Here is a 26,087-nt window from a genome sequence, read left to right on the forward strand (position 1 = left end):
GTCAAAAACGCCGGCAGCAGGCCGGCCTCGCTCCCCCGCCGCTGTCCCGCCATCTCGTCTTCGCCGGCAACCCGGGCACCGGCAAGACCACCGTCGCGCGGCTCTACGGGCGCATCCTCAACGCGCTGGGCATGCTCGCCCGGGGACATTTGGTGGAGGTCGACCGGGGCATGCTGGTCGGCGAATACGTGGGCCACACCGCACCCAAGACCCAAGCGGCGTTCCGTCGAGCCATCGGCGGGGTCCTGTTCATCGACGAGGCGTACGCGCTGGTGCCTGCCGGCCAGTCCAACGACTTCGGCCAGGAGGCCATCTCGACCCTGGTCAAGTTGATGGAGGACCACCGGGACCAGGTCGTGGTCATCGTCGCGGGGTATCCGGACCAGATGGGCCGCTTCATCGCCGCCAACCCGGGCCTGTCCTCGCGCTTCAACCGGACTCTCACATTCGACGACTACACGGTCGACGAGCTGGTCGAAATCGTGGTGCACCACGCCGCCGACCATGAGTACGAGGTGCCGACGGCTACCCGCGCGAGGCGCTGGTCGGCTACTTCTCAGACAGTGCGGGCGGCCAGCGCTCGGGCAATGGCCGGTTCGCCCGGCAGGTTTTCCAGGAGATGACCGAGCGGCACGCGTACCGTGTCGCGGACCTCGACGAACCGACGAAGGAGCAGCTCAGCGCACTGCTGGAGGCCGACGTACCGGAGCCGGCGCACGGCTAGGAAGGACACCCATGGCAACCGAGAGGTCAGCTCTTTGGCTGGCTCGGCGGGCCGAACAGGAAGTCGCGGGAGACCAGCACTTCACGGAGGGCCCGCAGGCCGTAGTACGTCCGCGACTTCACCGTTCCAGGTGGCACGCCGAGCAGCTCAGCGGCCTCTGCGACCGAATACTGCTGGAAGTAGATGGCGACCACGGCCGTACGCAGCCGCTCGGGCAACGCGGCCAGCGCGGCCCGCACCACCTCACGGGCGTCCAGCAGCCGGTCGACCTCGTCGCTGGCTACGGAGAACGTTTCCATTCGCTCGTCCGGCTTTCGGGCGGCCGGGCCTGGATGGCGCGGACCTGGTCGATGGCGATCCGGCGGGCCACCGTGAACAGCCAGGCCCTACTCCAACTGCCGTCGGCCCGGCGCGCTTCCGGGTGGCGCCAGGCGCGTACGAGTGCCTCCTGCACGATGTCCTCGGCCCGCTGCCGATCGCCGTTGGTCAGGCGCATCAGGAAATTCAGCAGGACCGGGCGGTGCGCCTCATACAGGTCGCGCAGTGCCTGGTCATCGACCTCGCTCGTACGTCCCCCGGCAGCCTTGCGCTCCGCCTCGACCGTGTCCTCGTCGGCCACTAGCTGCGCCGTCCGATCATGCGATCACCGTACCGGCTGCCAACGGCGACGACACCGACCACGCCTCGCGTACGGTTCCCTGATCCGGTGCCTGGCGGTACGTGGGACACCCCCATCTCGTCAGAACCCTGGACAGTCCTTCCCAAGACGCTGTCCGCCGATATCTGGTTGGGTCTTGTGACGGAGTAACTGAAAAACGTTCCCATTGCGACTGCCGTTCGCATCTCTGAAACGTCCCCGTCCCCGCTCGTACTCCATCGCGCAGCGTCGACGATGCCCGTGACGAACCAGGGTTCGCATCGGCGAGAACTACGTAGATCCCGTAGCCGTCAGTCGAGGTGCTTGCTGACTTCCGCCAGGCGCCCAGTCAGGAAGGCACGTTCCATCTCGTTGTCGGTCATCGCCAGCGCCTCGTCGTACGCGGTCGCCGCCTCGGCCCACCGCTGGAGCCGGCGCAGGAAATCGGCGCGGGCGGCACTCAGATAGGCGTACGTGCCCAACGCCGGCTCGTCTAACAGCGGCGACAGCGCCGCGAGGCCCGAAGCGGGCCCGTCCCGGAATCCGATCGCGACCGCACGGTTCAACTCCACCACCGGCGATGGCCACACTTCGCGCAACACGTCATAGAGCCCGACCACCTCGCCCCAGTCGGTGTCCTCCCAGCTCGGCGCCTCCGCGTGGACGGCCGCGATCGCCGCCGCCTGCACCGAATACCTCGTCGGACCCGTACGCCGCAGTGCCTCGACCAGTAACGCGACACCTTCTTCGATCAGCCCGCGGTCCCATCGTGACCTGTCCTGCTCGGCGAGCAGAACCATTTGCCCGTCCGCGGACCGGCGGGTATCCCGGCGAGCATCGGTAAGCAGCATCAACGCCAGCAGAGCGGTCACCTCACCGCTGTCAGGCAGCAGCCGATGCAGGGTGCGGGCGAGCCGGATCGCGCCGTCGACCAGGTCCGGGCGTACGAGCTGCTCGCCCACCGGCGCCGCGTGGCCGGTGGTGAAAACCAGGTGCACGACATCCAGAACGGCACCCACACGTTCCGGGAGATCCTGCTGCGACGGCACCCGGTACGGGATCCGGGCGCCGCTGATTTTCTTCTTCGCGCGGGTGATCCGCGCCGCCATGGCGGACTCCTGGACCAGAAACGCGTGCGCCACCTCCGCTGTGGACAGACCGCAGACCAGTCGCAGAGAGTGAGCGCCACCTGCGCCTCACGAGACAGCGCCGGATGGCAGCAGGTGAAGATCAGCCGCAGCCAGTCGTCGTCGACCACCGGCGGATCGGTGGCCTCCTCCGGGCCGGCCACCACCTCGTCGGTGACCAACAACGGCAGCGCCGAACGGAACACCGACTCCCGCCGCAACAGGTCTTTCGCGCGGTTGCGCGCGACCGTGGTCAGCCAGGCTCCCGGCCGGGAGGGAACGCCGTTCGCAGGCCAGTCCCGTAATGCGCGGGCATACGCGTCCTGAGTGCATTCCTCAGCGAGATCGAAATCGCGTACCAGCCGCACCGTCGCGGCGAGCACGGTGGCCCACTCGCGACGATGCGCCTGCGCGACGGCCTCGCGGACGTCCGGGTGCGCCATCAAGCGACTTCAGTTCGCCTCGCGGATCGGCCGGATTTCGACCCCGCCGTGCTCGGCCGAAACCTCGGGCAGCCGCTGCGCGATCGCGATCGCGGCGTCCAGGTCAGCCGCCTCCACCACGTAGTAGCCACCCAGCACCTCCTTGGTCTCCAGGAACGGGCCGTCGGTTGGCGTCGGTTTTCCGGTGACACTGGCCCGCAATGTCGTGGCGGTAGCCGACGGCAACAGCTCGTGGGTCGCGAGGATCGCAGCACCCGCCGCGGCCACGAGCGCGGCGTGGCCCGCCTGGAGCTCGTTCCGCTGCTGCCCGGACATCGCTTCCCAACTCTGCTCGTTCCCGTAGATAAGCAGCAGATATTTCGCCATCTCGAATCCCATCGTCCCGGGCCCGGTTTGGCCCGCCTACTCATACGACGAACCACCTTGCCGCCGATCGATGCTCGGCGAGTCACCCATTTGGGCAACCGTACCGTCGCGTACGGGATCACCTGCTACCCGCTGGAATCCCCATACCTCGAGACAAATTCGATGGCCCGCCGAGGGGCGGGTGATTAGGCTCCACCGGGTGATTTACGAGGATCCGCGGGCGTATTTGCTAGGGCTCGAAGGCATCGCGTTGATGCGCGCGTTCACCGGCGAGTCCGATCGTGACTCCGTCGAGGCCCGGATCGCCGAGATTCGCCAGGTGCTCGCAGACAAAGAGCTGGCGAACGCGGCGGTGGAAGTCGAGCGAGTGGACACCGTCGCGGGATATCGACGGTGGGCGCCGACGTACGACCATCCCAACTCGGCGTTCGACATCGACGAGCCGGTGGTCAGGGAAATCGTGGACTCACTGCCCTTGGGCATGGCTTTGGACGCAGCCTGCGGGACCGGCCGGTACGCCGAGTTTTTGGCCGGACGCGGACATCGCGTCATCGGGGTGGACAGCTCGCCCGACATGCTGGCGCGGGCCCGCGTACGAGTGCCCGGCGCTGATTTTCGGCCCGGCGATCTGCACCAGCTTCCGGTCGCCGATGGTGAGGTGGAGCTCGTCGTCTGCGCGTTGGCTTTGACGCACGTCGCCACCCTCGAACCGGTCATCGCGGAATTCGCGCGGGTCCTGCGACCCGGTGGGCACCTGGTCATCGTCGACATGCACCCCGAACGAGTGGCGCTGGGTTCGATTCCGTCCGTACGCGATGCGGACGGCCGGCCGGGACGACTGAGCAGCTATCGGCATTTGATCGGCGATTATCTGCGCGCCGCGTTGCGAGCAGGGCTGCTCGTACGCCGGTGCGAGGAACCTTTTCTGCCGGGCAGCTATCCATCCGAACATAACGGCACGTTGGGGGCGGCGGGACCGTGGGACTTTTGGCCGTGGAGCCTGGCAGACATGGTTCCCGCGGCAGCCCGTGCTGCCGGTGTCGGCAGTCCGGTGATGGTGATGTGGCATTTCCAGCTGGCCGAATAAGGGCCGCCTTCAGCCGATCTGCGACTACGTGGCCGTCGTTCGGGCGTATCGCGCCGGAGAAACGCCAACAGTGGCGGTAAAGGCACGAGTGAAATGGGCCTGGTCGGCGTAGCCGAGATGGGCGGCCAACTCGGCCCAGTCGATGTCGGCGCCGTCCGCGCGCGCTCGGCGGCGCCATGCATCTGGAGCCGGCGGATCACCCATTTCGGCCCAACGCCCACATATTCGTCGAACAGCTGCTGCAGCCGCCGCGGGGTCATCGCCAGGTCTTCGGCGAGCCGGTCCACCCGGGTCAGGGTCGGGTCGGCTCTGATCCTGCGCACGATTTCCGCCAGTCGTACGATCGCCGGATCCGGTTTCGGGCAGCTGCCGGTGAGGAAGTCGTCTATTAGGGCGACGCCAGCGGCCGCGTCGGGGGCCGCGACGATCCCGGCCGCGGCAGCCCGGCCACGGTCGCCGAAGATCTCGTCAACGGGCACGAACCGGTCGGTGATGGTCGACATCGGAGCCGACAGGAACGGCCGGAAGCCGCCGACCCGGAACTGCGCGCCGATCACCCGGCCCTGTCCGGCGATCTCTTCGACGAACTCGCCGTGCTGCACCCCGGTGACGCGGGCGCGCCCCTCACCAGTGGTGAGATAGGACGTGAAAGTCATGTGCACCGACGGATGCGTGATGACACGCTGCCGATGTGGCTCCCGGCCGCGCAGATCCCACTGCACGATCCAGTAGTGGTCCACAAACGGCTCCAGGGCGACGGCCGGCGCCGCCCTGGTCAGCTCGAAATGCTGCTGCGCCGTACGCGCGTGCACGATCGCTCCGCTGCCCTGGCTCGTCGCGTCGATCATGGGCCAACACTACGTTTCGCTTTTCTTCAAGACGCCTGGCCGGTGATCCTCATAGCCTCCTTCCATGAACGAGATCGAAAAAACCGTGCTGGCCCTCGAAGAGCACATGCTGGCGGCCGACGCCGCGTACGATCCGGAGTTCTTCCGGGTCACCTGCGCCGACGACTTCCTCACGGTGAGCACCGCTGGGGTGGCCAGCAAGGAACAGGTCGTGGAAATGTACGCCCAAGGCGGTCCGGCCGGCCGGCGCAACGAGATCAACGATCCGCGGATTTTGATTGTCAACGAGGAAAGCGCGGTGCTGACGTACCGACTGGTGAGCACGGCCGGCGACACGACGGTCACGATTTTCTCCACCAGTGTTTACCGACGCGAGGCGGACGGCTGGCGGATGGTCTTCCTCCAGCAGACCCCGTCGATGCCGTCTACTTGATGCCCACCACCATGGAGTCCGGCCCGGCGAGGTGTTCCACGTACGTCTCGCGGAACCCGCCGCGCCGAGCCATTCGCGGCAGTCGGCTCCGGTGTAGTCGAAGCCGCCCTCGTCCTCGATGAGCATGTTGAGGCTCATCAGCAGCCATTCTGCACACCTTTTGGCCACTCACCGATCACATGGAAATGGCCGTACCTGAATGGGCAAACCAGTGCGCGGCGATTTAAGGACACTAGTTTCCAGCGACAGTGGTCTGTGGATAGTGCGGCCGGAGGCTGGCCGCGAGGATGCGGTCGAGCATTCGATCCGGCAGCACCCGCGCGAGGCGGGTGATCACGGCGGCGTCCCGCCCGATGGTGTAGCGGGTACGGGGCTTTCCAGCGGTCACGGCTTTCGCGATCACCTGGGCCGCCTCGGCCGCGGACTTGCCGCCGGAGGTGCCGGCGGCGGCCTGCGCGTTGATCGCCTCGACCAGCGGGCCATAGCGAGCCCGCTGGTCCGTTGACATCCCGGCGGCCAGCCGGTTGCTGTTGGCGATGACCCGCTCACCCATCTCGGTACGGATCCCGCCCGGCTCGACGACCACCACCGGCACGCCCAGCGGCGCCAGTTCCCGGCGCAGCGAGTCGCTGACCGCCTCCAGGGCGAACTTCGTGCCGGCGTACGGGCCGTACGTGGCCATGGCGATCCGCCCGCCGACCGAGCTGATGTTGACCACCCGGCCCGAATCACGCAGCAATACGGGCAGCAGCGCCTGGGTGACGGCGATGTGGCCGAACAGGTTGACCTCGAACAACTGTCGCCACTCGGCCAGCGGCAGGGTCTCGACCGGGGGCCGTTGGTCTGGGTGGCGGCGTTGTTCACCAGCGCTCGCAGAGCACCTTTCTGCGAGCTGACACGAGCGGCCAATTCGGCGATGTGGTCAGGCTGGGTGATGTCAAGGATCACTGGGTGGATGCCAGGAGCGCGAAGGGCGTCGGTGTCCCGGTCACGGCGGACGCCAGCCAGCACCTGGAATCCCCGGCGAGCCAGTTCCCGAGCGGAGGCAGCGCCGATCCCGGTCGACGCGCCGGTCACGACTACCCATCCTCGACCTTCAGATGACATTGTCATCTTAGCGACCCTAGGCATCTCAGATGACACTGTCAACTGTATGGTGAACGGCATGGTCAGCCGTGCCGAATCCGCCGCCGTGACGCGACGTGCCTTGCTCGACGCCGCCGCCGCCCTGCTCGACAGCGGTGGTCCGGACGCGGTGACCTTGCGAGAGGTCGCGGCGTGTGCGGGGGGGTCACTCGAGGGGCCCCGTACCGGCATTTTCCGGACAAGGACAGCCTGCTCGCGGCCGTCGCGACGGAGGCCTTGGACCGGATCGCGGAACAGGCGCGGGCGGTACGCGCCGAGCCGCGGGCTTCTCCGGCCGACAAGCTGCACCGCGCCCTGGCCGTACTGATGACGGTCGGACGCCGTCAGCCGCACCTCTACCGACTCATCTACGCCACCCCGGCCGGCGATCCGGCCGCGATCCACGCGGCGAGCGAGGCGGCCGAACACGCGCAGGACGAGTTCTTCGCCATCGTCGGCGACCTCGTCGGCGCCCAACACGCCCGTCGGTTCGCGGCACTGCTGTTGACCAGCGCGCACGGGATCACCGACATGGAGGTCAACGGGCATCTGTCCGCCGACAAGTGGCGCCTCACGGCCGAGGACCTCGTGTCGACCCTGGTGTCCATGATCGAGCGCCAAGCCAGCGGCGAGTAGCCCACTTTCCCCGCCACACCACCGTCAGCACTGTCGCTGTCCGCGCACCCCATCGCCGGATTTGCCACATATAATGCGGATATTGCACACCATTGAGCCGGCACTCATCGGTCAGGCGGTTGGGTCAGCCCCGAGTCAACCTCCGCCGGGACTCACCGCGTCCCATGAGTAACGGCGGCGAGAAATGGCGGCCTGACAAGGGGGGAGCCAATGGTGAGACGCGAATGAGCGACCGTGACGCGGTCTTCGCGGCGTTCGTCTCGGCGAACGCGGCTGGGTTGCTGCGCACGGCCCATCTGCTGATCGGCGACCCCCACCGCGCCGAAGACCTGCTCCAGACCGCGCTCACCAAGGCCTACGTGCATTGGGAACGGATCGAGAATCCAGCGGCTGCCAAGGCGTACGTCCGCCGCATCCTCGCCAACACGGCGACCTCATGGTGGCGCCTACGCAGCTCGTCCGAGCGGCCAACAGATGAGCTCCCCGAGCTGGCGGTGACCGACCGCAGCGCCGAGAGCGCCGAGGCCGACGAGGTCTGGGCGTACCTGAATCAGCTGCCGCGCCGCCAACGCACGGTCCTGGTTCTGCGATTTTACGAGGACATGTCCGAGGCGGAGGTGGCCGCGGCGCTCGGCATCAGCCGCGGCACGGCCAAAAGCACGGCGTCCCGCGGACTCGCTCGGCTACGCGAGCTGATGGAAACGCAGGAGGTGTATCGATGAGCACGGACATGAGTCCCGAGGACCGGCTGCGAGAGTCGCTTGCGCGCCGCGCCGCGGCGACTCCAACGCCGTCCTTCACTACCCGCGCGTTGGTGCGACGCGGCCGCCGCGTCCGCCGGACCCGCCAGGTCGGGGCGGTCACCGCCGTCGTCGCCAGCATCGCGCTGATCCTCACCGGCATCGTGGTTGGCACGAACGTCCTTGGCCACCACAAAGCCGAGCCGGTACGCCCGGCACCGGTGATCACGCACGTACGAACGACGGCGATCGTGGAGACGGTTCAGCTGCCGGCCATCGGCGGATGCCCCGCCGGCACCTGGTCGTTCGACGGCGGCGGAACCAGCGACAGCCACGGCGGTCCGCTGGCCCTGGAGGCGAAACCGACCGCCAAATCTCCCAACGGCGACCCGGTGGTTCCGCAGCACGACTTCAACAGCGACGGGAAGCCAGAAGTCCTGCGGAAACTGACCTGCCGCGCCGGTCAACGGACCGAGGCCATCGTGGCGGTCACCAAGGCGGGATCCACTGCCTGGACCACCCTGGGCGGACCGATCGTGAGCAAGCCGATCTCGTCGGCCAGCGACGAGATCACGGATTACTACATCACCAAAGGCAGCCTCGGCGGGAGCACCTACCAATACATCATCTCCGCCAGCGGCACGTACGCCTGGGACACGGACCTCCACGACTGGCACACCTGGGGAGGCTGAGGCATCGTCGCGGCGGGGCGTACGTCTTGACGGCGCCCGGACACTGAACGGTGTTCCACACGGAGGCCGAGCACGGTGAGGACGAGATGAGCATCCCCAGTCAGTATCCCGGCACACCGCCGACGGGCACTCCGCCGGCACCTGGACAGCCCCTCGTGAAGGTCGGGATCCGCGCTGGTCAGCGGGTTGGTACGGGCAGCTGGCGTGCTGGTCCTGGGGTGGGTTGGGCGTCCTGGTCTGGCGGGCGCTGGCGCTGGCCGCCGCACCGGCCACAGTCCGCGGTGGGGGCACGCCGAGCCCGGGTTACTCGATCGTCTCCCATGAGCCGGTGCAGCAGCTGGTCAATTCCCGGCTCGGCGCCAGCCTGCTCGTCTTGGCGTTGGCGCTGGTGGTGGGTGCTCTGGTCGGGTACGGCGTGGCCGGCCTGCGGACCGTGCTGCCGTCGCCGGCGGGCCGGGTCGCCGGCGGTGTCGGCTGGCTGCTGGGCGTGCTGTGGACACCGCCCGTACCACTGGCGATGACGTTCGCTTCGCTGGTCGTCGCGGGTGCGGCAGGGGCCGCCGGCGCAGGCCGGATGGCGATCCTCGCGCTCGGCCTTGGCAGTGCTGTCGCGGTCCTGGTCGCGGTCACGGTCGGCGAACGCTGGCGGCGGCGCGCGTGGCTGGCGGGCGCGTTGGCCGGCGTCGGTGCCGTCGGCCAAGGCCTCGCGGCCAGCGCCGGAGCACTGGTGGTTCTGGAGCCGCTGGTGAGCCAGCCAGGCGTTGGCAACCTGCTCGTCCAGTCGCTGGTCCGGTTGGATGTCACCGCGGTGGCCGCAGCCGCGACCACTTTGCTGGTTGTCGCGCTGATGGGACAGTTGGTGGGGCGCGCTGGCGGGTGCGTTCGGCGACTGGCTGGACGTTCCAGAACCATCGTCGACGCCGGAGGGATCCGTGCTGGGGACCGTGCTCGGCGTCGCGGCACTCGTCACGTTGGTCGCACCCGTACTCGCCCTCGCCGGCTCGTTGCTGACCGGCAGCACCACAATGTTCGACGAACAGCACGCTGGAATGGGCCCGTCGCTGACGCATTTGCTTGGTACGGACGCGGTGGGCCGCGATGTGTTGGCTCGGCTGCTGGTGGGTTTTCGGGACGCCTGGCTGATTTCCCTCGGTAGTGTCGCCATCGCGGCCATGGTGGGCCTGAGCTGGGGAGCGGTGGCGGTGGTGCTCGAGCGCAAGCTGCCGCGCGGCGGCAGGGTGGTCGCAGAGGCCCTGCTCGCACCGGGCCGGCTGGTCATGGTGGCTCCGCTGATGGTGGCCGGCCTGATCCTGGTCGGCACGGACCGGTGGCCCGCCGTGTTCGCTCTCGCGCTGATCCTCGCTCCGCGGCTGGCCACCGCGGTCCCCGGCCTCGCCCGGCCGTCTCTGGCTTCGGTTCCGGCAATGGTCCGTACGGCCGGCGGCCTGCTGCTCAGTGCCTGGGGTGTGGCGCTGGCCGTCCTCATCGGACAGCAGTTCGTCGGTGTCGGGGTGTTTGCGCCCGCTCCAGCGCTCGGCGGTGTGCTGGCCGAGCGGGTCCCTTATTTCGTTGTCGGTGCCGGCCAAAGCCTGCTTGCCGCGTTGCTGGTGGTGGTGCTCACCGCGCCGTTCCTGCTGGCCGGCTGGGCATTGCTGCGGCAGTCCCCCCCGCGCGGACGCCGTCACGACCTTGGACGCGTGACGGCACGGTTCAGCACAGCTCGACACGCGCCCGGGCGAAGTCGAGGACCTGCCGACCGACCGTACTCAGCTGATCGCGGGTTTTCGGGTCGAACGGCTTCGCCGACGAATTCACCACGGCTCCCAGCGCAGTGGGCCAGCCGCGCAACGCATGCACGGTCGATCGCAGGGACATCAACGAGGTCGCGCCGGCCTGCCAGCCGGCCGCCGCGACAATGCAGCCGACGGCTTTGCCGTGCAGATATGGCCGCGGTTCGGCGGCCAATACCTCCAGATAGTCCAGGGCGTTCTTGAGCAACCCGGAAATCCCGCCGTGGTAGCCAGGGCTCGACACGATCAGGCCGTCCGCGCGACGGATCGCGTCCAGCAGCCGCAGGGGGCCGCCGCTGGCAGCTGCCGGCCCGGCGCGTACATCGGCAGATCCAGTTCGGTCGCGACGATCAGCTCGGTTTCCGCGCCGAGCTCGGCGGCGGCGTTCACCGCGTACTTCAGCGCCTGCTCCGAGGTGGACTCGGCGCGAAGGGTGCCGCCGATTCCCACTATGCGTACGCCGGTCATCGATTCTCTCCAGTCCATGGCGGCCGCGACCGGATCACTCCGGTGTCGCGTTCTTCGCCCGATAGGCGGGCCCGGGTTCCGGCGTGACCCGGTCGGTGGTGATATCGCCACCGCAGGTGCGACAGGCGACATAGGTGTCCGCGATCTCGCCGCAGTCCTCGTGGCGCAGGACGATCGGCGGCCCGTCGGGACCGGCCAGGTGCCGATCCCCCCATTGCATCAGGGTGACCACCGCCGGGAAGAGATCGCGGCCGGCCGCGGTGAGCCGATATTCGTAGCGCTCGGGCTCGGTCGAATACTGGACGCGCTCGAGAATTTCAGCGTCCACCAAGGATTTCAGTCGTGCGGACAGGGTCGGCCGCGGGATGGACAGGTTCCGCGCGAATTCGCCGTAACGGCGTACGCCGAAGAAGGTTTCGCGGAGAATGAGCAGGCTCCATCGCTCCCCGACGAGCGCCAGCGCGCGGCCGACGGAATCGGCGGTGAAGCGGTGCTCAAGATCATCTCCGGACCGCATGGGGCTCACCGTACTCCCGATCACAGTGCGAGGACGTACTTGCCGAAGTTCTTGCCCGCAAACAACTCCAGCAACGCCTCGGGGAATTTCTCGATCCCGCCGGTGACCACGTGTTCCATCGAACGCAGGGCACCCGACCGGAGCCACCCGGCCAGCTCGGCGACGGCTTCGGGATACCTGGCGGCGTAGTCAAACACGACGAACCCGGTCATGGAAGAGCGAGTGACCAGCAACTGCATGTAGTTCGCCGGGCCTTGGGCCGGTTTTTCGTTGTTGTACTGCGAAACCGCTCCGCTGATGACGACCCGCGCACCCTTGGCGAGCCGCGCGAGTACGTCTTGGAGAATGGTGCCGCCGACATTGTCGAAGAAGACATCGACGCCTTTTGTGCGTACTCTCGCAACTGCGCCCTTACGTCACCGGCCTTGTAGTCGATGGCGGCATCGAACCCGAGTTCCTCGACCAATCCACGGCACTTGTCGGCGCCGCCGGCGATGCCGATCGCCCGGCATCCTTTGATTTTCGCGATCTGCCCGGCGATGCTGCCGACCGAACCCGCCGCGGCGGACACCACCACGGTTTCGCCGGGCTTCGGGCGGCCGACATCGAGAAGGCCGAAATAGGCGCTGATGCCACTGAGTCCCAGCGCGCCGAGGTGCACCGGTGCCGGTGCCAGCTCAGTGTCCACAACAGACACACCCGCGCCGTCGGAGATGGCGAATTTCTGAACCCCGAAGGTGCCATAAACGTGCTGGCCGGCGGTGAAATTCGCATTCTTGGATGCGACGATTTTTCCGATCCCGGCCGCCCGCATGACCTCGCCGATCTGCACCGGCGGCACGTACGATCGACCGGCGTTCATCCACGACCGCATCGCTGGGTCGAGTGAAATACTCGACTCGAGCTCGACCAGGATCTCACCCTCCCCCGGCGTGCCGACTGGCTCCTCGGTGTAGCTCCAATCGGACGGCTTGGGCAGCCCGGACGGCCGGGCCGCGAGCCGGAACTGGGCATTGGTCAGGGCAGTCATGATGAAGTCTCCTTGGCGTAGGCCTCGCTGTCCGGCCGATCCAGCCAGTACGGCGTGACGACCCCGATGCTCACAGCTGCCCGGTCTGCGCGTCCAGGCCGAGCAGCAGCTTGCCGGGCAGCTCCCAGCTCGCGCTGTTCACCTGGAAGTGGGCGGTGGCCGTACGGGCATCGCGGAATCGGCGCTGCAGCGGCGAAGTCTCGTAGATCGCCGCCCCGCCGCCGAGGTCGTACATCGCGGTCGTCACGTCCGCGGCCGTCTGGGTGACGTGGGTGGCGGCCAGCCGGAGGCCGAGCCGCAGCTCCAGCGGAATCGGATCGGTCCGCTGGGCGGCCTGCCAAGCGTCGTCAATCGACGCATACATCAGCAGCCGGGCCGCCCTCAGTTTGGCTTCGGACCCGGCGATCAGGGCCTGCGTCTGCGATCGCTCGGCGAGCGTACGGCTGGACCCCAGTGTCTTGCGGGTGCCGGCGAGTTCGAGCAGATCATCGATGGCACCGCGGGCATTGCCCAGCGCCGCCGCCGCGATGGAGAGCGCGAAAAAACCAAAGAGTGGAAAGCGATGCAACGCGACGGCGTCCGCTGGTGGACCGTCGACAACGGAGAAAATTCGACGGCTGGGAACGAAAACCTCGGAGGCGACACAGTCGTGGCTGCCGGTGCCGCGCAGGCCGCCGGTGTGCCAGGTGTCAAGGACCTCCAGCTCTGCCTTCGGAATCGTCGCGACCCGAAGAACCGGCTTACTGTCCTTGCTCTGCAACATGAATCCGACACTCAGCCACTGCGCATGCGGGATGCCGCTGCAGAAGGCCCACTGGCCGGACACGACGACCCCACCGTCGACTGCGCGGCCGGTGCCCCGCGGCGCCCACACGCCGGCGGCGACGGTCGACGGATCGCCGAACACTTCCCGCGCGCCTTCGGCGGGCAGGTACGCCGAGAGCAGGCTGCTCGTCACCGCGATGGAGACGCACCATCCTGCGGACGCGTCACCGCGCGCCACCACCTCCGCCGTCTCAAGACTCGCCGCTGGCGGCAACTCCGGTCCGCCCAGCCCGCCGGCGACGCCGGACCGGAGCAGTCCCGCGGTGACCAGCCGGTCCACCAACTCCGGCGGCAGTGACCGCTGCTGCTCGGTGACGGCGGCGAGCGACCGGGCCAACCCGGCACATTCGTACGCGGCGGCGAAGAACTTGTCGTACTCGGTGCCGATGGTCACCACGGTTCCTCTCCGTCGGTTCATTCTCCTTACTGGTTCAGTTTCGTTACCGACTCGCTCGTTGTCAACCCCGAGCGCGGGTCAGAGCGCAAACAAGAAGCCGCCAGCCCGCGTCTGGGGCTGGCGGCTTCTTGGCGAATGCCGGCTAACTAGTACTCTGTTTTGAGCCCGCCAACTGACTTGTCCGGTGGGACAGTTTGTCACCGGCCGACTTTGTCTTGTCGGCAGCGGTCTGCGCGGCTCCCGATATCGTGTTCGCGGTTTTGTCCGCCGCCGATGAGGCTTGGGAGGCCGCAGTCTGCGCTGCCGCCGCTGCTTTCTGGGCGACCGCCTCCCCAGTGGTCCCCCACTCGCTTTCGGCCAGCGGCATGCCGTACTGGTCGAACATCTCTTCTCCGCGTCGAGCCAGCAGGGCCGCTCCCAGCGCGCCAGCGGCCGCCCCGATCGCGAACGCGCCGACAACTACCGGCCACCGACTGGGCATCTTTTCGCCTTGCACTGCCAGAACTGCTCTCTTGGTACGACGCTTTGCCTCACCTGCGACGTTTTTCGCGTCCTTGCGAGCCACATCGGCCTTCTTCTGCCACTTTCGAGTCGCCTTCTTGGCGGACTTCGCGTGGGCGCTCTGCGCCTGAACGGCCGCCTCCACCACTGGCGCGAGGCTGGCCAACAGCTGGTCGACTCGCGGTTTCACCGCGTCCCGCGCGTTCGTCACAGCGGCGCTGGCCGCGTTCTCCCAGTGGCCCACACCCGTACCGAATTCGGCCGAGATCTCCGCGGCCCGCTCACGGGTCGACGACTTGCTACCGAAAGACATCTGGCCTCCTCTTTCTTCAACATATCAACACTTGTATTGCCGGGTACGTTCCAGCCGCACTGATGGAACGCCCATCAGCTGAGTACCACCTCAGCCAGGTTCTAAACCCGAAATATCCTGGGGGGCCTGTCGTCACAATTGCCGGTGACTTGCGTGCCGAGAACGAGCAGACCGAATACGACGAGGTGCGTGAGGAAAGTCTCGGCCCGCTATATGGTCCGCCTGTAACGGATCCGCCGCGCCTGCACAGGCAAAGCGAGACGGCCGATAATCGCGGTCAGCGCCGCGCCGATGATCAACCAGAGAATCGCGGCCAGGCCCTGATTGCAGCAGCACCTGCATTTTGGCGTCCCCTGGGGTGAAAAGATCGCTTAGTCCCAGTGTGATCGCGCCGGACCAGCTGGCGATGAACTGCGCGAAGCCATTTCCGCCATTCGCCGATCCCAGGACCAGCAGGATATGGATGGCCAGCACGACCGCGAACAACGTACAGATGGCGCTGATAACCGTACACATCGCCCGTACGGCCCTGATTTTCCCATAGCCGTCGTCCACCACCTCGGTCTGTTCGACGACGGGCTGCTGCGGTACGGGATCACGGTAGGTCATTTCCTTGCATCCAATCGGCAGGGGATCCGGACGAACGCGGGTTTCCCAGGTGGATACCCGCGGCAACCGATCCTCAACCGTGCGGAGATTCATCCCTTCAATCTGCTGCTCAACCGCTACTGCCCATAACCGTGCGGAGGTTTGCCTCGCGACCACAGCCCGACCCCACGAGTCACCCTTCTTTTCACCGTCACCGTGGAGATTCAGCGCCGCACCTTGACCGCCTGAATGTGCAGGGCCGCGATGCCACCGCCGACATCGGTCAGCCAACTCCGGACCGAGTCGGCCACCGCCGTCAACACCCGCCACCCGAAGCCCGTCGTGCTTTGCGCTGTGACATCGTTCGTCCGCACCGAGGCCGTCACCGTCAGCGCGCCGGCCGTCATTTCGAAGCGGCAGACCAGTTTCCGCGTCGCTGATGGCTCTCGCGACCATCGTCGAGCACAACTCGTCGACGATCATGGTGATGTCCGACACGGCGTCGAACTCGAATTCCTGCTGGACCGCGATCGTGCCCGCCACCGCCCGCATGACCGGCAACTGGCTCGGCCTCGCCGGCACCGACATTTCGACTACATGATCGCGATCCTGCGGTCGGATCAGCTGCTTGCGGTGTGTCGGCATCGGTGGTCGCCCCCTTCCACGGTCGTCATGGTGTCGCTCTTGGGTTACCCGGACGTGAGCCGCTCAATCACGCAGATAGGGCAAAACCTGTTTCCGACAAACGGATCCAATCGCGCACCGAGGACATACCTCGCCACTTTTGGCTACCAGGTTTGATTCTCGCCACCCGTGGTACCCGGTTGTCATGCCTCTTCTCATCATCGTTCTCGTACTGGCACTGCTCCTGGGCGGAGCGGGTTTCGCGCTCCACGCACTCTGGTATATCGCGGCGATCGTCCTCGTGGTGTGGATCGTCGGATTCTTCGTCCGCGTCGCCGGCGGCTCCCGCTGGTATCGCTGGTAACCAACCATCGACCGGCCGCCGACCCCAACAGGTGCCCGGCCATCGCTACCCGCGATGGCCGGGCATCGCTCTGACCGACGAGAAATCCTTGACTCATCAAATACCTGATTTGTACGGCTAAAAGCCCGGTTGCATCGGGAAATCCCTACAGTTGCGCGGCAATATCAGCACTCACCGTGTGTCTTGCGCGAAACCCGCTGTTATTGTCGCGCTTCGATGGCTCACTCAGTCGCTGATGCGGGGTGTTGCACGTCCGCCCAGGTGCACGTAGCGCTCCCCGGTGGGCAACGAATAAAACGTCACCGGCGTCCAGGTCCGCAGCCCCGGCCGCCGGATCACGAACAGGTTGCCGGATCCATCAGCGGGCATCAGGTCGTGTTCCACGACGGGGTCGGGTTCGAGGTCGGCGAGCGGTCCGGTCACCGTGGTACGCAAGATGGGCTTTCCGTCGCGTACGAACACATCCACCCGGCAACTGGCCCGCTCGTAACGTCCCAGGTGCGGCGTGGTGTCGACGTTCACCGGCTCGGCGGCCGGGCCCAGCGGTTCGGGCATCGCGACGCCGGCCAGCTCCGCGAAGATCTCACGATAGAGGTCCTCGTACAGGTCGCGACTGTTGCCGCCGTTGGTGAGCAGGGTGACCGCCAGCCCCTGCGCGTCGGCAGCACCCGCAGGAAGGCGTCCTGACCGATGGTCCTGCCGTCGTGGCCGATCAGCCGGTGGCCGTCCCACTCCATCCGGAGCCAGCCCAGGCCCACGAATCCCCGAGAGTGTGCTTGTCGGGCAGGTCGACCTGATGCGCGGCCATTGCCGCCACGGCCTGTTCGCTGAGCACCCGGGTCCCGTCCGCCGCGAGACCGCCGGCCAAGTGCATCCGTACGAACGCCAGCACGTCGGCGGCGGTCGTGGTGATCAGCCCGGCCGGGCCGACTGAGCGCGGGAGGCACCACACCGGCGCGGCCTCGCCATCGGCGAGGTGAGGTGACCGACGGCGGCTCGCTGCAGCAGCGCCTCCTCCGGCAACGTGACCGCTCGTTCGAGGCCAAGCGGCGTGAAGATTCGCGCGCGCATCGCGGCATCCCAGGTGTCGCCGGTGAGCTTCTCGATCACCCGGCCAGCGAGGACGAACCCGGAGTTGCAGTACGACCAGGTGGCGCCGATCGGGTGGTTCTGTGCGGCTTTGTCGAGCTGGGAGACGTACGCCTCCACGCAGTCATCACCCCGGCCGGTGTCGGTGAACACGTCGCCGTCGATACCGCTGGTATGGTATGGGTGAGCAGGTGCCGCATCGTCACCCGTCTGGCGGCCTCAGGATCGGCCAGCCGCACCTCGGGCAGCACTTCGACAATCGGCGCGTCCAGGTCGAGCTTGCCCTCGTCAACCAGCTGCAACACCGCTGTCGCCGTCCACACCTTGCCGATTGAGCCGATCTGGAAGACGGTGTCGGTGGTGACCGGCACGCCGGTGCTGGCGTGCTCGTTCACCACGCCGTACGCGGCTTCGACCAGCTCATCCTCACCACCAGGCCCCAGTCGCAAAATACCCAACGTCGCACCGGGTACGCGGTGCCGCTCGGCCAGCTCGTCCAACCGGCGCTGCCAGTGGCCCGCGTCGATCCGCGCCGGACGCCGTCCCGCGTACTGCTGCACCCAGTCGGCGACCCGGTGGTTGAAGTCGAGCCGATGCGACGGCCGCCCGTCCAGGACGAACGAATGCGAGGCGTCCGGGTAAAGCACCAGCCTGGTGGGTACGGCCCGCTCCAGCAGCGCCGAATACCACTGCTGGGCCTGACCGACCGGACACCGTAGGTCCGCGACACCCTGCAGGATCAGCGTGGGCGTACGAACCTGGTCGACCTGGCTCAACGGCGACATCGCCTCGTACTGGCTCGCGCGCTGCCACGGCGGCCCACCGAACTCGTACGTCGCCAGGTAGTGGCCCATGTCCGAGGTGCCGACCATGCTGGTCAGGTCACTCACCGGACCGCCCGCGACGGCGGCCGCGAAGCGCTGGTCGCGGCTGGTGAGGTAGCAGGTCATGAACCCGCCGTAGCTGTAGCCGGCGACCGCGAGCCGCTCCGGATCGGCGGTGCCGTCGGCGACGAGCTCGTCCAGCGGTTCCAGGAAGTCCTTCGCGTCCGCGATCCCCCCCCCACCCGCTCAGCCCGGCCTGGTAAAACCGCTCACCGTAGCCGTCGCTCGCGCGCGGGTTGAGCAGCAGAAACGGTCCAGCCACGGGCCGCCAGCTCCTGGTGGTAGAGGTGGGCCTCGTCGGCGGCGCCGCTCCAAGCGTTGTGGGGGCCGCCGTGGATGTCCAGCAGCAATGGCTGCGGCTCGGCCGCCGCTGGGTCACGAACCAGCCAGCCGTGTACGCGAGTGCCGTCGGAGATGCCGAATTCGCGCTCGATCCGCTCAAACGGCTCTACCTCGGACAGTTCTGACCCGTGCGTGGTGCACACACGCGTACCACCGCTGTCGACGATGGCGATCTCACCGAACGACGTTGGCGTGCTGAGCACGGTCGCGACCACCTCGCCGGCGGCCGAGAGGTCCGACACGCTTTGGCGCCGTCCGCCGAGAACGCGGCGCGGCTCTCCTCCGGACACGTCCACGGCGTAGAGGTGGGTGTAACCGCGGTCTCGTACGCAGAACGTCACGGTCTGGCCCACCACCTGCGGCAATCCGCCCGGGTAGCCAAGGCTGCCTGGCATCACGTTGCGGTCCAGAGCGGCTGCGAGATTGAGCGGCTCAAATCCGTCGTCGAGGGCTATCCGCCACAGCCCCGCGTGCCCGACCGGGCAGCCCAGCGTTGCGGAGACGAGCAGCGCTCGTCCGTCCGCGGTCCAGGTGACAGTGTCGGCGATCGCGTCGGCGGGGCCGACCCTGCTTGGCGTCGCCTGCGGATCCACCGCGTCGATGACGTAGACCGGCGCTGTGAAGGTCAGGTCGGCCGCGGTCCGCGCGGCGTACGCGAGCTGGGCACCATCCGGCGACCAGGCCGGATCGCTCGCGTACGAGTCGCCGCTGGTCACCTGACGACACGTCCGGTCGGCCACGTCGAACACATGGACCTGCGTACGCGTCGTACCCAAGAGCCCGGCGCCGTCCGCTTGATAGTCGATGCGGTCAGCGACGATCGGCGCGCGCGTACGCCGGTCATTCTCACCGACCGGCGCGCTGAACGCGATGCGACCGCAGTCCGGGCTCCACATTGGGGTAGCCGCGCCCAACGGCAGTGTCGTCAGTTGTTCCGGCTCGCCGCCTTCCATCGGGAGCACCCAAAGCTGCGCCGGACCGTCAGTGGCCCGCAAGAACGCAATGCGGCTGCCGTCTGGCGACCACACCGGCGCGGTATCGGACGAGCCGTACGTCAGGCGGCACGGCTCAGTGCCGCCGTCCGGCGACACCCGCCACAGCGAACGCACGTCCCGGTCCGCGTCGATATCGGCCGTACGCAGCACATAAACGAGGTCGGTGCCGTCCAGAGACAGCGCCGGCCGCTCCGGAACGGCGATGCGGGCAAGGTCGTCGATCCGCAGGCGTCGGGTCACGATGTCATGCATATCGCGACCCGGCAGGATTCGCCGGCCAAACGCCTGTGACCGCGGTCAAGATGCCACGTTCCTTTTTGCAAGCGACTGTCACATTTTTCGTGCCACTGGACAGGAACCGGCCCATCGACTGCAGCACAATGTCCCGCACTCGACGGGAGCGCCGCGAAGTTGATGTAGCTCCCCCACGAAATTCACCCATTCGAACAGCTGTACGATACGGGGTGGGTTGGGTGGGTGGTGTGGCTGCTCACCGAGCCGCCGCCCCACCCCGAAAACCAACGACCTGGCGTGGCCGGCCTGAGCGGCGCGCGGCCATCCGGGCGAAAAAGGCTTTGGCAGAAAGAGGTTCGGCTGATACCGTACGCCGGACTGTGACGCCGTCTGAGGAGGTGAGACCCATGCGAGTTGTATCGATGTGGGTGCTCCTTCCGTCCGTCACGGCCGGGCGATTGACGTAGCTGTCGCCGGGAGCGCCTGGACCACAAGGCACTCCGGAAAGGCAGCTAACCATGAACTCTGTGCATTTCAGTCCGGGCACGGCAGTGATCACCCGGATCTCCGACAAACAATGGCACGCGTTGGACGACGACCGAGTGGTCGGTCGCGGTGACGTGTCACGCCGGCCCGACGGCCGGATCTTCCTCAGCATCGACTCGTGGCATGGGGCGGTCTTCGACCAACTCGCCGCGACGATGCTGACGACCCTCCCCGCACCGCTCTACACGGTGGTCGACGAGGCTGACCTCGACCTGACAGCAAGTTGGCAGCGGGCCGGCTTCACGACCCGGCGCCGCGAGTGGGAATACCTGGTGCCCACCGACCCGCTGGTCACCGGCCTCGACTCGGCACTTTCGCCGGAGGGCGTGCATATCGTGCCGATGGGTAAGGCGCAGGAAGGACCGCTTCGGGAGGTGTACGACGCGATTCGTGCCGAAGTCGACGCCAGCGTCGGCTGGGATTCGATGCCGGCCGAGGTGCTGGTACGGCCGGACGGGACCGTCCCGGTGGACCCGGCGAAGTACGCGGTGGCGGCCCAGTTCGATCGGTACATCGGGCTGGTGCGGGTGGTGCGGGTGACCAGGCTGCCACGGATCGGGCTGCTCGCGGTGCGGGCCGACCAGCACCGCCGGGGCATCGCCCGGGCGTTGCTGGCCCACGTGCTCGAAGCGCTGCGGCGGGCAGGGATCGAAACGGCATCGGCCGAGGTGAACGAATCCAACACGGCCGCGGTGGCATTGTTCGACAGCGTCGGCGCCGAACGTGTGAGCAGCAATCTCGAACTTGTCCGACACTGACTGGAAAAGAGAAAAATATGGCTAAAATAGCAAAGGGCATTGAAGTCGAAGGCACTGTCGTTGAGTGTCTACGCAACGCCACTTTTCGGGTGGAGGTGCCGAATGGGCACAAGGTGCTCGCGCACATCAGCGGCAAAATACGAAAGAACTACATCAAAATTGTGCCGTACGACCGAGTTCTCGTGGAGCTCAGCCCGTACGACCTCACCCGCGGCCGGATCACCTTCCGCTACCGCTCCTAGTGGCGAGGCCGGTCTGACGGCGCGGTAACAACCGGACTGGGCCTCAGCGCGATGTCGCTGAGGCCCAGCCGCGCGCGACTGATCCAGCTGCTCAGCGACCTCGTCCAGGACGAAACCGAGGCCGGCCGGCCAGAGCCGCTGACCGGAGTCAGTCGGAGATCGGCAGCTCCTGGTGCGGCCACCCGAGCAGCCGGGCGCCGGCGACCGCGACCTGCAGGGCGAGGCGGTCGTCCGGGTTGTCCACGTCGTAACCGGTCAGGACGCGGACCCGATGCAGCCGGTACGTGACGGCGCGGACGCTGAGGTGCAGCGTCTTGGCCGCCTCGGTGCTGCAGCAGCAGGCCTGGAAATAGGCCTCCAGGGTGTCCAGCAGTGGCTCAGGACCATTCTGCGCGTCGTTCAGCGGTGTCAGGATGGACCGAATCAGGTCCGCCATCGCGCAACGGTCCCGGTAAAGCACCCGGGACAGCAGCAGCCGGTCGATGTGCAGGATCCGACGGCCGCTGGACGGCCGCCACAGGTGCAGCGCGTCGCAGGCGTCCTGGAAGGACAGTTGGACACCGGACAGGCCGGCGCGCTGCCGGCCGATGCCGGCGTGCCAGTCGTCGTCCTCTTCGCCGAGGGCCTGGTCGAGCACCCGGGCGAGGATCTTCGCGACCCGTGCCGGGGTGTCCTCGGCGGGCCGCGAAGACGCCGACGATGAACGGGTCCTTGACCGTCACGATCAGGTCGGACTGCCCGATATCGGCGCGCAGCGCGGAATCCAGCCAGCTGACGATCCGCGAACCGGTATCCAGTTGCCGGTTGGTGGCGATCACCGTGACGAAATGCGCGTCCGACGGCTGAAAGCCGATGAGCTCGGCCTTCTCCATCAGGGCCGGCAGGTCCAGCGTGCCGTCCAACAAGTCCGCGACAAAATCCTGGCGCAGCTTGTATTCCGAGGCGGCATGCCGCAGAAACGTGGAGCTGTGCCCGTCGGTGACCGCGTTGAGGGCGACATCTGCCGCATGCACCACGGTGGCCGCCATCGCGGCGAGCTCGGCCGGCGGCGGCTCGCCGTCGTACGCGCTGGTGGCGAGCGAGCGTGCTGAGCTGCGCGCCCAGCGCCCGGGTGGCGGCGCTGCAGAATCTGATGACGCAACTGAGGTTGATGCCCTCCCGGGCCGCCTCGGCGCCCATCATCCGCAGCGCGGTCTCGTCCTGCTCGGACGGCAGTCGGCCGGCCAGCACCACGTCGACCAGGTTGTGCAGATAACTGGAGGCCAGCTCGGTCGCCACCCCAGGCAGTGAGGTGACCTCGTTGCGCACCGCGTGCAGCACCTTGGGCCCGAGATCACCACTCTCGTCGCGCAGTCCCTGCAATTGGACAGCCGTCTTGGAAAGCATTGCGTCCCCTTCCGACCTATCCCGAGATTCTACGCCCTCATATGCCCGCCGTGCTGCCATCAACGAGAACAAAATACGACGAACTGCTTACCGGAAACATATTGAAAAAGAACATAAAATTCATGAGTTACCGCGAACAGTTGACCGAAATGGGTGGGTCCCACGTTGAAAGCTCGTTTATTTTCCCGCAATAGGGTTAGAAAGTCCATTTCGTGTTGGTGCCGTGAAAAAAAACCGACCCGCCGTCCACAAATGTCGGACTGGCGAGCGAGCCACCCAAAGGCGACCCGTGGCCGTACGGCATAAAAACTCCGGCATCGTCGCGGTCGTCATCGGCTCGGCATACTTCCGCTCGTACGCGACCGCGATCCGCTCCAGGACCGCGGCATCGCCGGCGTGCTCCGCGGTGCCTTCCAGGATCACCAGCTCGGTGGCACTTTCGGTGTGGACACACACTTCTGGGCTGTGTGCGAGGTTTCCGACCGCGAGTGAGCCGGTACTGAAAATACACGGTCTCCTCGATCGTCACACCCCAGACCGGCCGGCTGTGTGGCCGGCCGTCGGGTCGAGTGGTGGCAATCCAGTAATGCATGCAATCAGTGAGCGTCCGCACCGCCCAGCTCCACGGCAGCAGCACCGGATCGGCGTGTCCACCGAACATCCGGGGCCGGCTGGGCTTCACGAGTGGCTGCCCTCCGGCGTACGGCCAACGTTCGCGACCGGTGTTCGGGCTGGCTGCGGCAGGGCGAACGTCAGCACCAAGACGATCGCGAACGCGACCAGCGTACTGATGATGGTCAGGCGTACGGCCGACGTGTACGCGAGCGCCGTTCCGCCACCGGCCGCACTGAAGAAGATCACTCCGAACAGCGCCACGCCGACCGCGCCGGCGACGATGTTGACGTTGTTCAGTACGCCGGACGCGGCTCCCGCGTCCGCCGACTTCGAGGCACCGAGGATGACGTTGACGAGCGGCCCCACCAGCATGCCCAGGCCCAGTCCGGCGATCAGCAGGGCCGGCGCGACCAGCCAGCCGCTGGCCAGCGGGACGGCCGCGAAACCGATCGTGACCGCCAGCGCGGCCATCCCGACACACACCACCGCGGCGCCGAGGGTGAGCAGCGTACGACCGAGTTTGGGCGCCAACATCGCGGATGCGATCGACGTGATCATCGAACCGACCGCGAAGGGCACGGTGGTGATACCGGCCGCGAGCGGCGAGTAGCCCACCCCCAGCTGCAGGTAGATCGAGAAGAAGAACACCAGCGGTGTGAAGCCGGCGAAGACCACCAGGGTGATGAGCAGCCCGACGACACTGAACGCGCGGTCGTGGAACAGCGTCATCGGCAGCAGCGGCGACCGCTGTTGCTCGGTCAGCCGTGACTCCCACCACCAGAACGCCACCAGCGCGGCGATCGCGAGGACGCCACCGATCCACGCCCAGGCCGGCCAGCCAGCCTGCCGCCCTTGTACGAGCACGCCGACCAGCAGCACCAGCGCGACCGCGATCAGCACCACCCCGACCAGGTCCAGCCGTACCTTCCCGGTCGCCTTGGACTCGGGCAGGAAAGCGTGGCGCGAGCAGCAGCACGGCGATCCCGATCGGTACGTTGACCAGGAAGATCGGCCGCCAGCCAAGGCCGCCGAGGTTGGCTTGCAGGATTCCACCGCCGACAAACGGGCCGAGCAAGGTCGGCAGCCCGAGCGTCAGCCCGTACAGCCCGAACGCCTTCGCCCGGTCACCCGGGTGGGAGCCGGGCGGGAACAACACCTGCATGACGGCCAGGACCTGCGGCAGCATCAGCGCGCGGTGATGCCCTGCAGGCCGCGGGCGAGGTCCAGTTGCAGGCCGGACTGGCACAGTCCACAAAGGATGGACGCGAGGATGAAGCCGACCATGCCGATCATGAACGAGCGCTTGCGGCCGATGATGTCGCCGATCCGGCCGCCGGTGATCAGCAGCGCCGCGTACGCGAGCAGGTAGGCCGCGAGCACGAACTGGATCTGCGCGTCGGTGGCCTGCAGGTCCCGTTTGATCAGCGGGATCGCGACGTTGGTGATGGTCCCGTCCAGCAGTTGCATGAAGGACGCGACCAGGACGACGACCAGCGCGACCCAGCGACCGGAGCCGGTTCGGGGCACGGTGGTTTCGGCGGCGCTCATCGGTGGGCCTCCTCATGATCGGGGGTGGGATCCAGCGGCCGGCGGGCTGCCACCAGGGCGGTCCACGGGACGCTGAACAAGCGGTGGTTGCGTACCTTTTCCATCCTCCGGTGAGCCAGCCATTCTCGCAGCTCAGGAAGGGTGTACGTGCCACCCGTACCAGGGTCGAACAGGCGCAGGTTGGTCAGCTCGACGACGGCTCTGGCCGCTCCGCTGCGCACCGACCGGCGCATCTGGTCGAGGATCACCAGCTGCCCACCCGGCGCGAGGGCGGCGCGGGCCCGGTCCAACAGCGCCAGCTTGCGCTCCAGCGGATAAGCGTTCAGAAGATTGAAAAGCAGCACAGCGTCGTAGCCGGTGCCCCAGTCGTCGGTCCAGAAGTCGCCGGTCCGAAGCTCCACCCGGTCGGCGACCCCTTCTTCCGCTTGCACCGCGACACTGCGCTTCAGTACGTCTTCGGTGTCCAGAACAGTCGCTCGCATTTCGCTGTGTTTCTCGACAAATCGGGCAGCGAAAACACCGTGGCCGCCACCGATGTCCAGCAGCCTTCGAGGTGGCTTCGCAAAGGAGATTCGGCGTACGACCTCGTCGGCGGCGAACCGCGCGTTGCTGACCATCCCGGCGAAGTTCTCGTCGGCGGAGTCGCCGCCGGCCACCCACGTACGACTGCCCGGGTCACCCGCCTCGCCCCGCAGCCGGGCCGGCAGGTCGGACCAGCCGTCGGCGGCCATCCATTCGTAAAAGTCCACCCCCGCGGAGAATTTCGGCATCCAGCGGGCCGCCATCGCGGTCGGCTCGTACGCACCGGCTCGCGATCGTGCGTAGCCGATCGACTCGAGCGCGTCGAGCAACGTCTCGGTGCCGCGCGGGTCCAGGTCCAGCTTCGCGGCGAGATCCTCGGCCGTACGCGGACCGTGGTCCAGCGCCTGGAAAATCCCGACCCGTACGGCCACGAACACCGCCCGCAGGCCCAACGCACCGACGTAGTCCAGCACCGGTCCGGGCGCGGCGTTCAGCCCGAACGCGACGCGCTCGGTCGGTGAGGTGGGCGTGGGCATCAGGTGTCCCTTCAGAATTCCAGCGGCAGCGAGTCCAGGCAGCGCAGCGCAACACGAAGGTGTCCCGGTAGCGAGCGCCCTCATCGGCGATCCGCAGCTCCGGGCAGCGTTCGAT

At 67.3% G+C, this 26,087-nt stretch carries 34 protein-coding genes and 6 pseudogenes; 14 read left to right on the forward strand and 26 right to left on the reverse strand.

Going from position 1 to position 26,087, the window contains the following annotated elements; translation table 11 throughout:
• Positions 1-41 precede the first annotated feature (41 nt).
• Complete coding sequence (locus GNX96_RS22740; RefSeq protein WP_279581225.1) at positions 42-623, forward strand: AAA family ATPase; 582 nt, start codon at positions 42-44, stop codon at positions 621-623.
• Positions 542-724 carry a hypothetical protein gene (locus tag GNX96_RS54305; RefSeq protein ID WP_279581226.1) on the forward strand — a complete coding sequence of 61 codons (183 nt, stop codon included), beginning with the start codon at positions 542-544 and terminating at the stop codon, positions 722-724. Before GNX96_RS22740 ends, GNX96_RS54305 begins: the two co-directional genes overlap by 82 nt.
• 26 nt (positions 725-750) lie before the next feature.
• Here GNX96_RS54305 and GNX96_RS64525 read toward each other — a convergent pair whose 3' ends face one another.
• From GNX96_RS64525 to GNX96_RS22755, 4 genes and pseudogenes are all read right to left on the reverse strand, one after another.
• Positions 751-1,023 carry a sigma factor-like helix-turn-helix DNA-binding protein gene (locus GNX96_RS64525; RefSeq protein WP_279581198.1) on the reverse strand — a complete coding sequence of 91 codons (273 nt, stop codon included), beginning with the start codon at positions 1,021-1,023 and terminating at the stop codon, positions 751-753.
• Positions 1,005-1,343: a sigma-70 family RNA polymerase sigma factor gene (locus tag GNX96_RS64530; RefSeq protein WP_279581199.1), complete on the reverse strand. Its 339-nt coding sequence runs from the start codon at positions 1,341-1,343 to the stop codon at positions 1,005-1,007. The genes GNX96_RS64525 and GNX96_RS64530 overlap by 19 nt, the downstream gene beginning before the upstream one ends.
• Before the next feature lie 329 nt (positions 1,344-1,672).
• Positions 1,673-2,931: pseudogene (locus GNX96_RS64535) on the reverse strand (RNA polymerase sigma factor).
• 9 nt (positions 2,932-2,940) lie between these two features.
• A complete protein-coding gene (locus tag GNX96_RS22755; RefSeq protein WP_163569618.1) occupies positions 2,941-3,297 on the reverse strand; it encodes a YciI family protein in 357 nt (118 codons plus the stop codon).
• Positions 3,298-3,778: 481 nt separating this feature from the next.
• Between GNX96_RS22755 and GNX96_RS67320 the strand changes: the two are divergent.
• Positions 3,779-4,060 (forward strand): annotated as a pseudogene (locus tag GNX96_RS67320) (class I SAM-dependent methyltransferase); the annotation flags it as partial.
• Positions 4,061-4,233: 173 nt separating this feature from the next.
• Here the strand turns inward: GNX96_RS67320 and GNX96_RS67325 are convergent.
• Positions 4,234-5,232, reverse strand: coding sequence for a DUF6597 domain-containing transcriptional factor (locus tag GNX96_RS67325; protein WP_313885752.1), 999 nt, complete (start codon positions 5,230-5,232; stop codon positions 4,234-4,236).
• Positions 5,233-5,296: 64 nt separating this feature from the next.
• Between GNX96_RS67325 and GNX96_RS22770 the strand changes: the two genes are divergently transcribed.
• A complete protein-coding gene (locus GNX96_RS22770; protein WP_163569619.1) occupies positions 5,297-5,665 on the forward strand; it encodes a nuclear transport factor 2 family protein in 369 nt (122 codons plus the stop codon).
• Here GNX96_RS22770 and GNX96_RS22775 read toward each other — a convergent pair.
• Both GNX96_RS22775 and GNX96_RS22780 read right to left on the reverse strand, forming a co-directional pair.
• Complete coding sequence (locus GNX96_RS22775; protein ID WP_279581200.1) at positions 5,658-5,813, reverse strand: hypothetical protein; 156 nt, start codon at positions 5,811-5,813, stop codon at positions 5,658-5,660. The two genes, GNX96_RS22770 and GNX96_RS22775, sit on opposite strands and share 8 nt — an antisense overlap.
• 84 nt (positions 5,814-5,897) lie before the next feature.
• A pseudogene (locus tag GNX96_RS22780) lies at positions 5,898-6,752 on the reverse strand (SDR family NAD(P)-dependent oxidoreductase); the annotation flags it as partial.
• A gap of 191 nt (positions 6,753-6,943) precedes the next feature.
• Between GNX96_RS22780 and GNX96_RS22785 the strand changes: the two are divergent.
• The 4 genes from GNX96_RS22785 to GNX96_RS22800 all read left to right on the forward strand — a co-directional run bounded on the left by GNX96_RS22785 (position 6,944) and on the right by GNX96_RS22800 (position 10,014).
• Positions 6,944-7,426 carry a TetR/AcrR family transcriptional regulator gene (locus tag GNX96_RS22785; RefSeq protein WP_279581201.1) on the forward strand — a complete coding sequence of 161 codons (483 nt, stop codon included), beginning with the start codon at positions 6,944-6,946 and terminating at the stop codon, positions 7,424-7,426.
• A gap of 224 nt (positions 7,427-7,650) precedes the next feature.
• On the forward strand, positions 7,651-8,148 hold the full coding sequence (locus GNX96_RS22790) for a SigE family RNA polymerase sigma factor (protein WP_163569620.1): 498 nt from the start codon (positions 7,651-7,653) through the stop codon (positions 8,146-8,148).
• Positions 8,145-8,858, forward strand: coding sequence for a hypothetical protein (locus tag GNX96_RS22795; protein ID WP_163569621.1), 714 nt, complete (start codon positions 8,145-8,147; stop codon positions 8,856-8,858). The genes GNX96_RS22790 and GNX96_RS22795 overlap by 4 nt, the downstream gene beginning before the upstream one ends.
• 223 nt (positions 8,859-9,081) lie before the next feature.
• Positions 9,082-10,014 carry a hypothetical protein gene (locus GNX96_RS22800; RefSeq protein WP_163569622.1) on the forward strand — a complete coding sequence of 311 codons (933 nt, stop codon included), beginning with the start codon at positions 9,082-9,084 and terminating at the stop codon, positions 10,012-10,014.
• 554 nt (positions 10,015-10,568) lie between these two features.
• On the opposite strand, the gene GNX96_RS61365 is transcribed toward GNX96_RS22800, so the two are convergent.
• The 8 genes and pseudogenes from GNX96_RS61365 to GNX96_RS22835 all read right to left on the reverse strand — a co-directional run bounded on the left by GNX96_RS61365 (position 10,569) and on the right by GNX96_RS22835 (position 15,694).
• Positions 10,569-10,892, reverse strand: coding sequence for an NADPH-dependent FMN reductase (locus GNX96_RS61365; RefSeq protein ID WP_313885753.1), 324 nt, complete (start codon positions 10,890-10,892; stop codon positions 10,569-10,571).
• Between the two features lie 2 nt (positions 10,893-10,894).
• Positions 10,895-11,134, reverse strand: a complete 240-nt coding sequence (locus GNX96_RS61370; RefSeq protein ID WP_313885754.1) for an NADPH-dependent FMN reductase — start codon at positions 11,132-11,134, stop codon at positions 10,895-10,897.
• 16 nt (positions 11,135-11,150) lie between these two features.
• Entirely contained in the window at positions 11,151-11,633 is a 483-nt protein-coding gene (locus GNX96_RS22810; RefSeq protein WP_163569623.1) for a winged helix-turn-helix transcriptional regulator, read from the reverse strand.
• Between the two features lie 20 nt (positions 11,634-11,653).
• Positions 11,654-12,663: pseudogene (locus GNX96_RS22815) on the reverse strand (NADP-dependent oxidoreductase).
• Positions 12,664-12,733: 70 nt separating this feature from the next.
• The gene (locus tag GNX96_RS22820; protein WP_313885756.1) at positions 12,734-13,876 is read right to left on the reverse strand and encodes an acyl-CoA dehydrogenase family protein; all 1,143 of its coding nucleotides are present in this window, start codon (positions 13,874-13,876) and stop codon (positions 12,734-12,736) included.
• Between the two features lie 151 nt (positions 13,877-14,027).
• Positions 14,028-14,699: a hypothetical protein gene (locus tag GNX96_RS22825; RefSeq protein ID WP_163569625.1), complete on the reverse strand. Its 672-nt coding sequence runs from the start codon at positions 14,697-14,699 to the stop codon at positions 14,028-14,030.
• Positions 14,700-14,831: 132 nt separating this feature from the next.
• Positions 14,832-15,464 carry a hypothetical protein gene (locus GNX96_RS54320; protein WP_279581203.1) on the reverse strand — a complete coding sequence of 211 codons (633 nt, stop codon included), beginning with the start codon at positions 15,462-15,464 and terminating at the stop codon, positions 14,832-14,834.
• A gap of 47 nt (positions 15,465-15,511) precedes the next feature.
• Positions 15,512-15,694: a hypothetical protein gene (locus GNX96_RS22835; protein ID WP_163569626.1), complete on the reverse strand. Its 183-nt coding sequence runs from the start codon at positions 15,692-15,694 to the stop codon at positions 15,512-15,514.
• 32 nt (positions 15,695-15,726) lie between these two features.
• Between GNX96_RS22835 and GNX96_RS22840 the strand changes: the two genes are divergently transcribed.
• Positions 15,727-15,888, forward strand: coding sequence for a hypothetical protein (locus tag GNX96_RS22840; protein WP_163569627.1), 162 nt, complete (start codon positions 15,727-15,729; stop codon positions 15,886-15,888).
• Positions 15,889-16,116: 228 nt separating this feature from the next.
• Positions 16,117-16,275: a DUF5670 family protein gene (locus tag GNX96_RS22845; RefSeq protein ID WP_163569628.1), complete on the forward strand. Its 159-nt coding sequence runs from the start codon at positions 16,117-16,119 to the stop codon at positions 16,273-16,275.
• 225 nt (positions 16,276-16,500) lie between these two features.
• Here the strand turns inward: GNX96_RS22845 and GNX96_RS54325 are convergent, their stop codons facing one another.
• Genes GNX96_RS54325 through GNX96_RS54345 form a run of 5 tightly spaced genes read right to left on the reverse strand, consistent with a single transcriptional unit; the run spans position 16,501 to position 19,837 of the window.
• Entirely contained in the window at positions 16,501-17,007 is a 507-nt protein-coding gene (locus GNX96_RS54325; RefSeq protein ID WP_279581204.1) for a hypothetical protein, read from the reverse strand.
• The gene (locus tag GNX96_RS54330; RefSeq protein ID WP_279581205.1) at positions 16,988-17,227 is read right to left on the reverse strand and encodes a hypothetical protein; all 240 of its coding nucleotides are present in this window, start codon (positions 17,225-17,227) and stop codon (positions 16,988-16,990) included. Before GNX96_RS54330 ends, GNX96_RS54325 begins: the two co-directional genes overlap by 20 nt.
• Positions 17,188-17,484, reverse strand: coding sequence for a serine hydrolase (locus GNX96_RS54335; RefSeq protein WP_279581206.1), 297 nt, complete (start codon positions 17,482-17,484; stop codon positions 17,188-17,190). Before GNX96_RS54335 ends, GNX96_RS54330 begins: the two co-directional genes overlap by 40 nt.
• Positions 17,382-18,419, reverse strand: coding sequence for a prolyl oligopeptidase family serine peptidase (locus tag GNX96_RS54340; RefSeq protein WP_279581227.1), 1,038 nt, complete (start codon positions 18,417-18,419; stop codon positions 17,382-17,384). The genes GNX96_RS54335 and GNX96_RS54340 overlap by 103 nt, the downstream gene beginning before the upstream one ends.
• 38 nt (positions 18,420-18,457) lie before the next feature.
• Entirely contained in the window at positions 18,458-19,837 is a 1,380-nt protein-coding gene (locus tag GNX96_RS54345; RefSeq protein WP_279581207.1) for a S9 family peptidase, read from the reverse strand.
• 500 nt (positions 19,838-20,337) lie between these two features.
• Here GNX96_RS54345 and GNX96_RS22855 point away from each other — a divergent pair, with 500 nt between their 5' ends.
• Together GNX96_RS22855 and infA are read left to right on the forward strand one after the other, a co-directional pair.
• On the forward strand, positions 20,338-21,123 hold the full coding sequence (locus GNX96_RS22855; protein WP_163569629.1) for a GNAT family N-acetyltransferase: 786 nt from the start codon (positions 20,338-20,340) through the stop codon (positions 21,121-21,123).
• A gap of 17 nt (positions 21,124-21,140) precedes the next feature.
• Positions 21,141-21,365 carry a translation initiation factor IF-1 gene (gene infA / locus GNX96_RS22860; RefSeq protein ID WP_163569630.1) on the forward strand — a complete coding sequence of 75 codons (225 nt, stop codon included), beginning with the start codon at positions 21,141-21,143 and terminating at the stop codon, positions 21,363-21,365.
• Between the two features lie 148 nt (positions 21,366-21,513).
• On the opposite strand, the gene GNX96_RS54350 is transcribed toward infA, so the two are convergent.
• Both GNX96_RS54350 and GNX96_RS54355 read right to left on the reverse strand, forming a co-directional pair.
• Positions 21,514-21,801 (reverse strand): PucR family transcriptional regulator, encoded by a 288-nt coding sequence (locus tag GNX96_RS54350; RefSeq protein ID WP_279581228.1) that lies wholly within the window; start codon positions 21,799-21,801, stop codon positions 21,514-21,516.
• A 96-nt stretch (positions 21,802-21,897) separates the two neighbouring features.
• Positions 21,898-22,026 (reverse strand): annotated as a pseudogene (locus tag GNX96_RS54355) (hypothetical protein); the annotation flags it as partial.
• A gap of 38 nt (positions 22,027-22,064) precedes the next feature.
• Here GNX96_RS54355 and GNX96_RS22870 point away from each other — a divergent pair.
• Together GNX96_RS22870 and GNX96_RS22875 are read left to right on the forward strand one after the other, a co-directional pair.
• The gene (locus GNX96_RS22870) at positions 22,065-22,211 is read left to right on the forward strand and encodes a hypothetical protein (protein WP_163569632.1); all 147 of its coding nucleotides are present in this window, start codon (positions 22,065-22,067) and stop codon (positions 22,209-22,211) included.
• Between the two features lie 6 nt (positions 22,212-22,217).
• Positions 22,218-22,655, forward strand: a complete 438-nt coding sequence (locus GNX96_RS22875) for a hypothetical protein (RefSeq protein ID WP_163569633.1) — start codon at positions 22,218-22,220, stop codon at positions 22,653-22,655.
• Positions 22,656-23,429: 774 nt separating this feature from the next.
• Here GNX96_RS22875 and GNX96_RS22880 read toward each other — a convergent pair.
• The 4 genes and pseudogenes from GNX96_RS22880 to GNX96_RS64555 all read right to left on the reverse strand — a co-directional run.
• Entirely contained in the window at positions 23,430-24,419 is a 990-nt protein-coding gene (locus GNX96_RS22880; RefSeq protein ID WP_163569634.1) for an MFS transporter, read from the reverse strand.
• Positions 24,420-24,551: 132 nt separating this feature from the next.
• Complete coding sequence (locus GNX96_RS22885; protein WP_163569635.1) at positions 24,552-24,914, reverse strand: MFS transporter; 363 nt, start codon at positions 24,912-24,914, stop codon at positions 24,552-24,554.
• Entirely contained in the window at positions 24,911-25,663 is a 753-nt protein-coding gene (locus GNX96_RS22890; protein ID WP_279581208.1) for an SAM-dependent methyltransferase, read from the reverse strand. The genes GNX96_RS22885 and GNX96_RS22890 overlap by 4 nt, the downstream gene beginning before the upstream one ends.
• Positions 25,664-25,741: 78 nt before the next feature.
• Positions 25,742-26,056: pseudogene (locus tag GNX96_RS64555) on the reverse strand (methyltransferase family protein); the annotation flags it as partial.
• Positions 26,057-26,087 lie beyond the last annotated feature (31 nt).

Source organism: Fodinicola feengrottensis, from assembly GCF_010993775.1.
Taxonomy (GTDB): Bacteria; Actinomycetota; Actinomycetes; order Mycobacteriales; family HKI-0501; genus Fodinicola; species Fodinicola feengrottensis.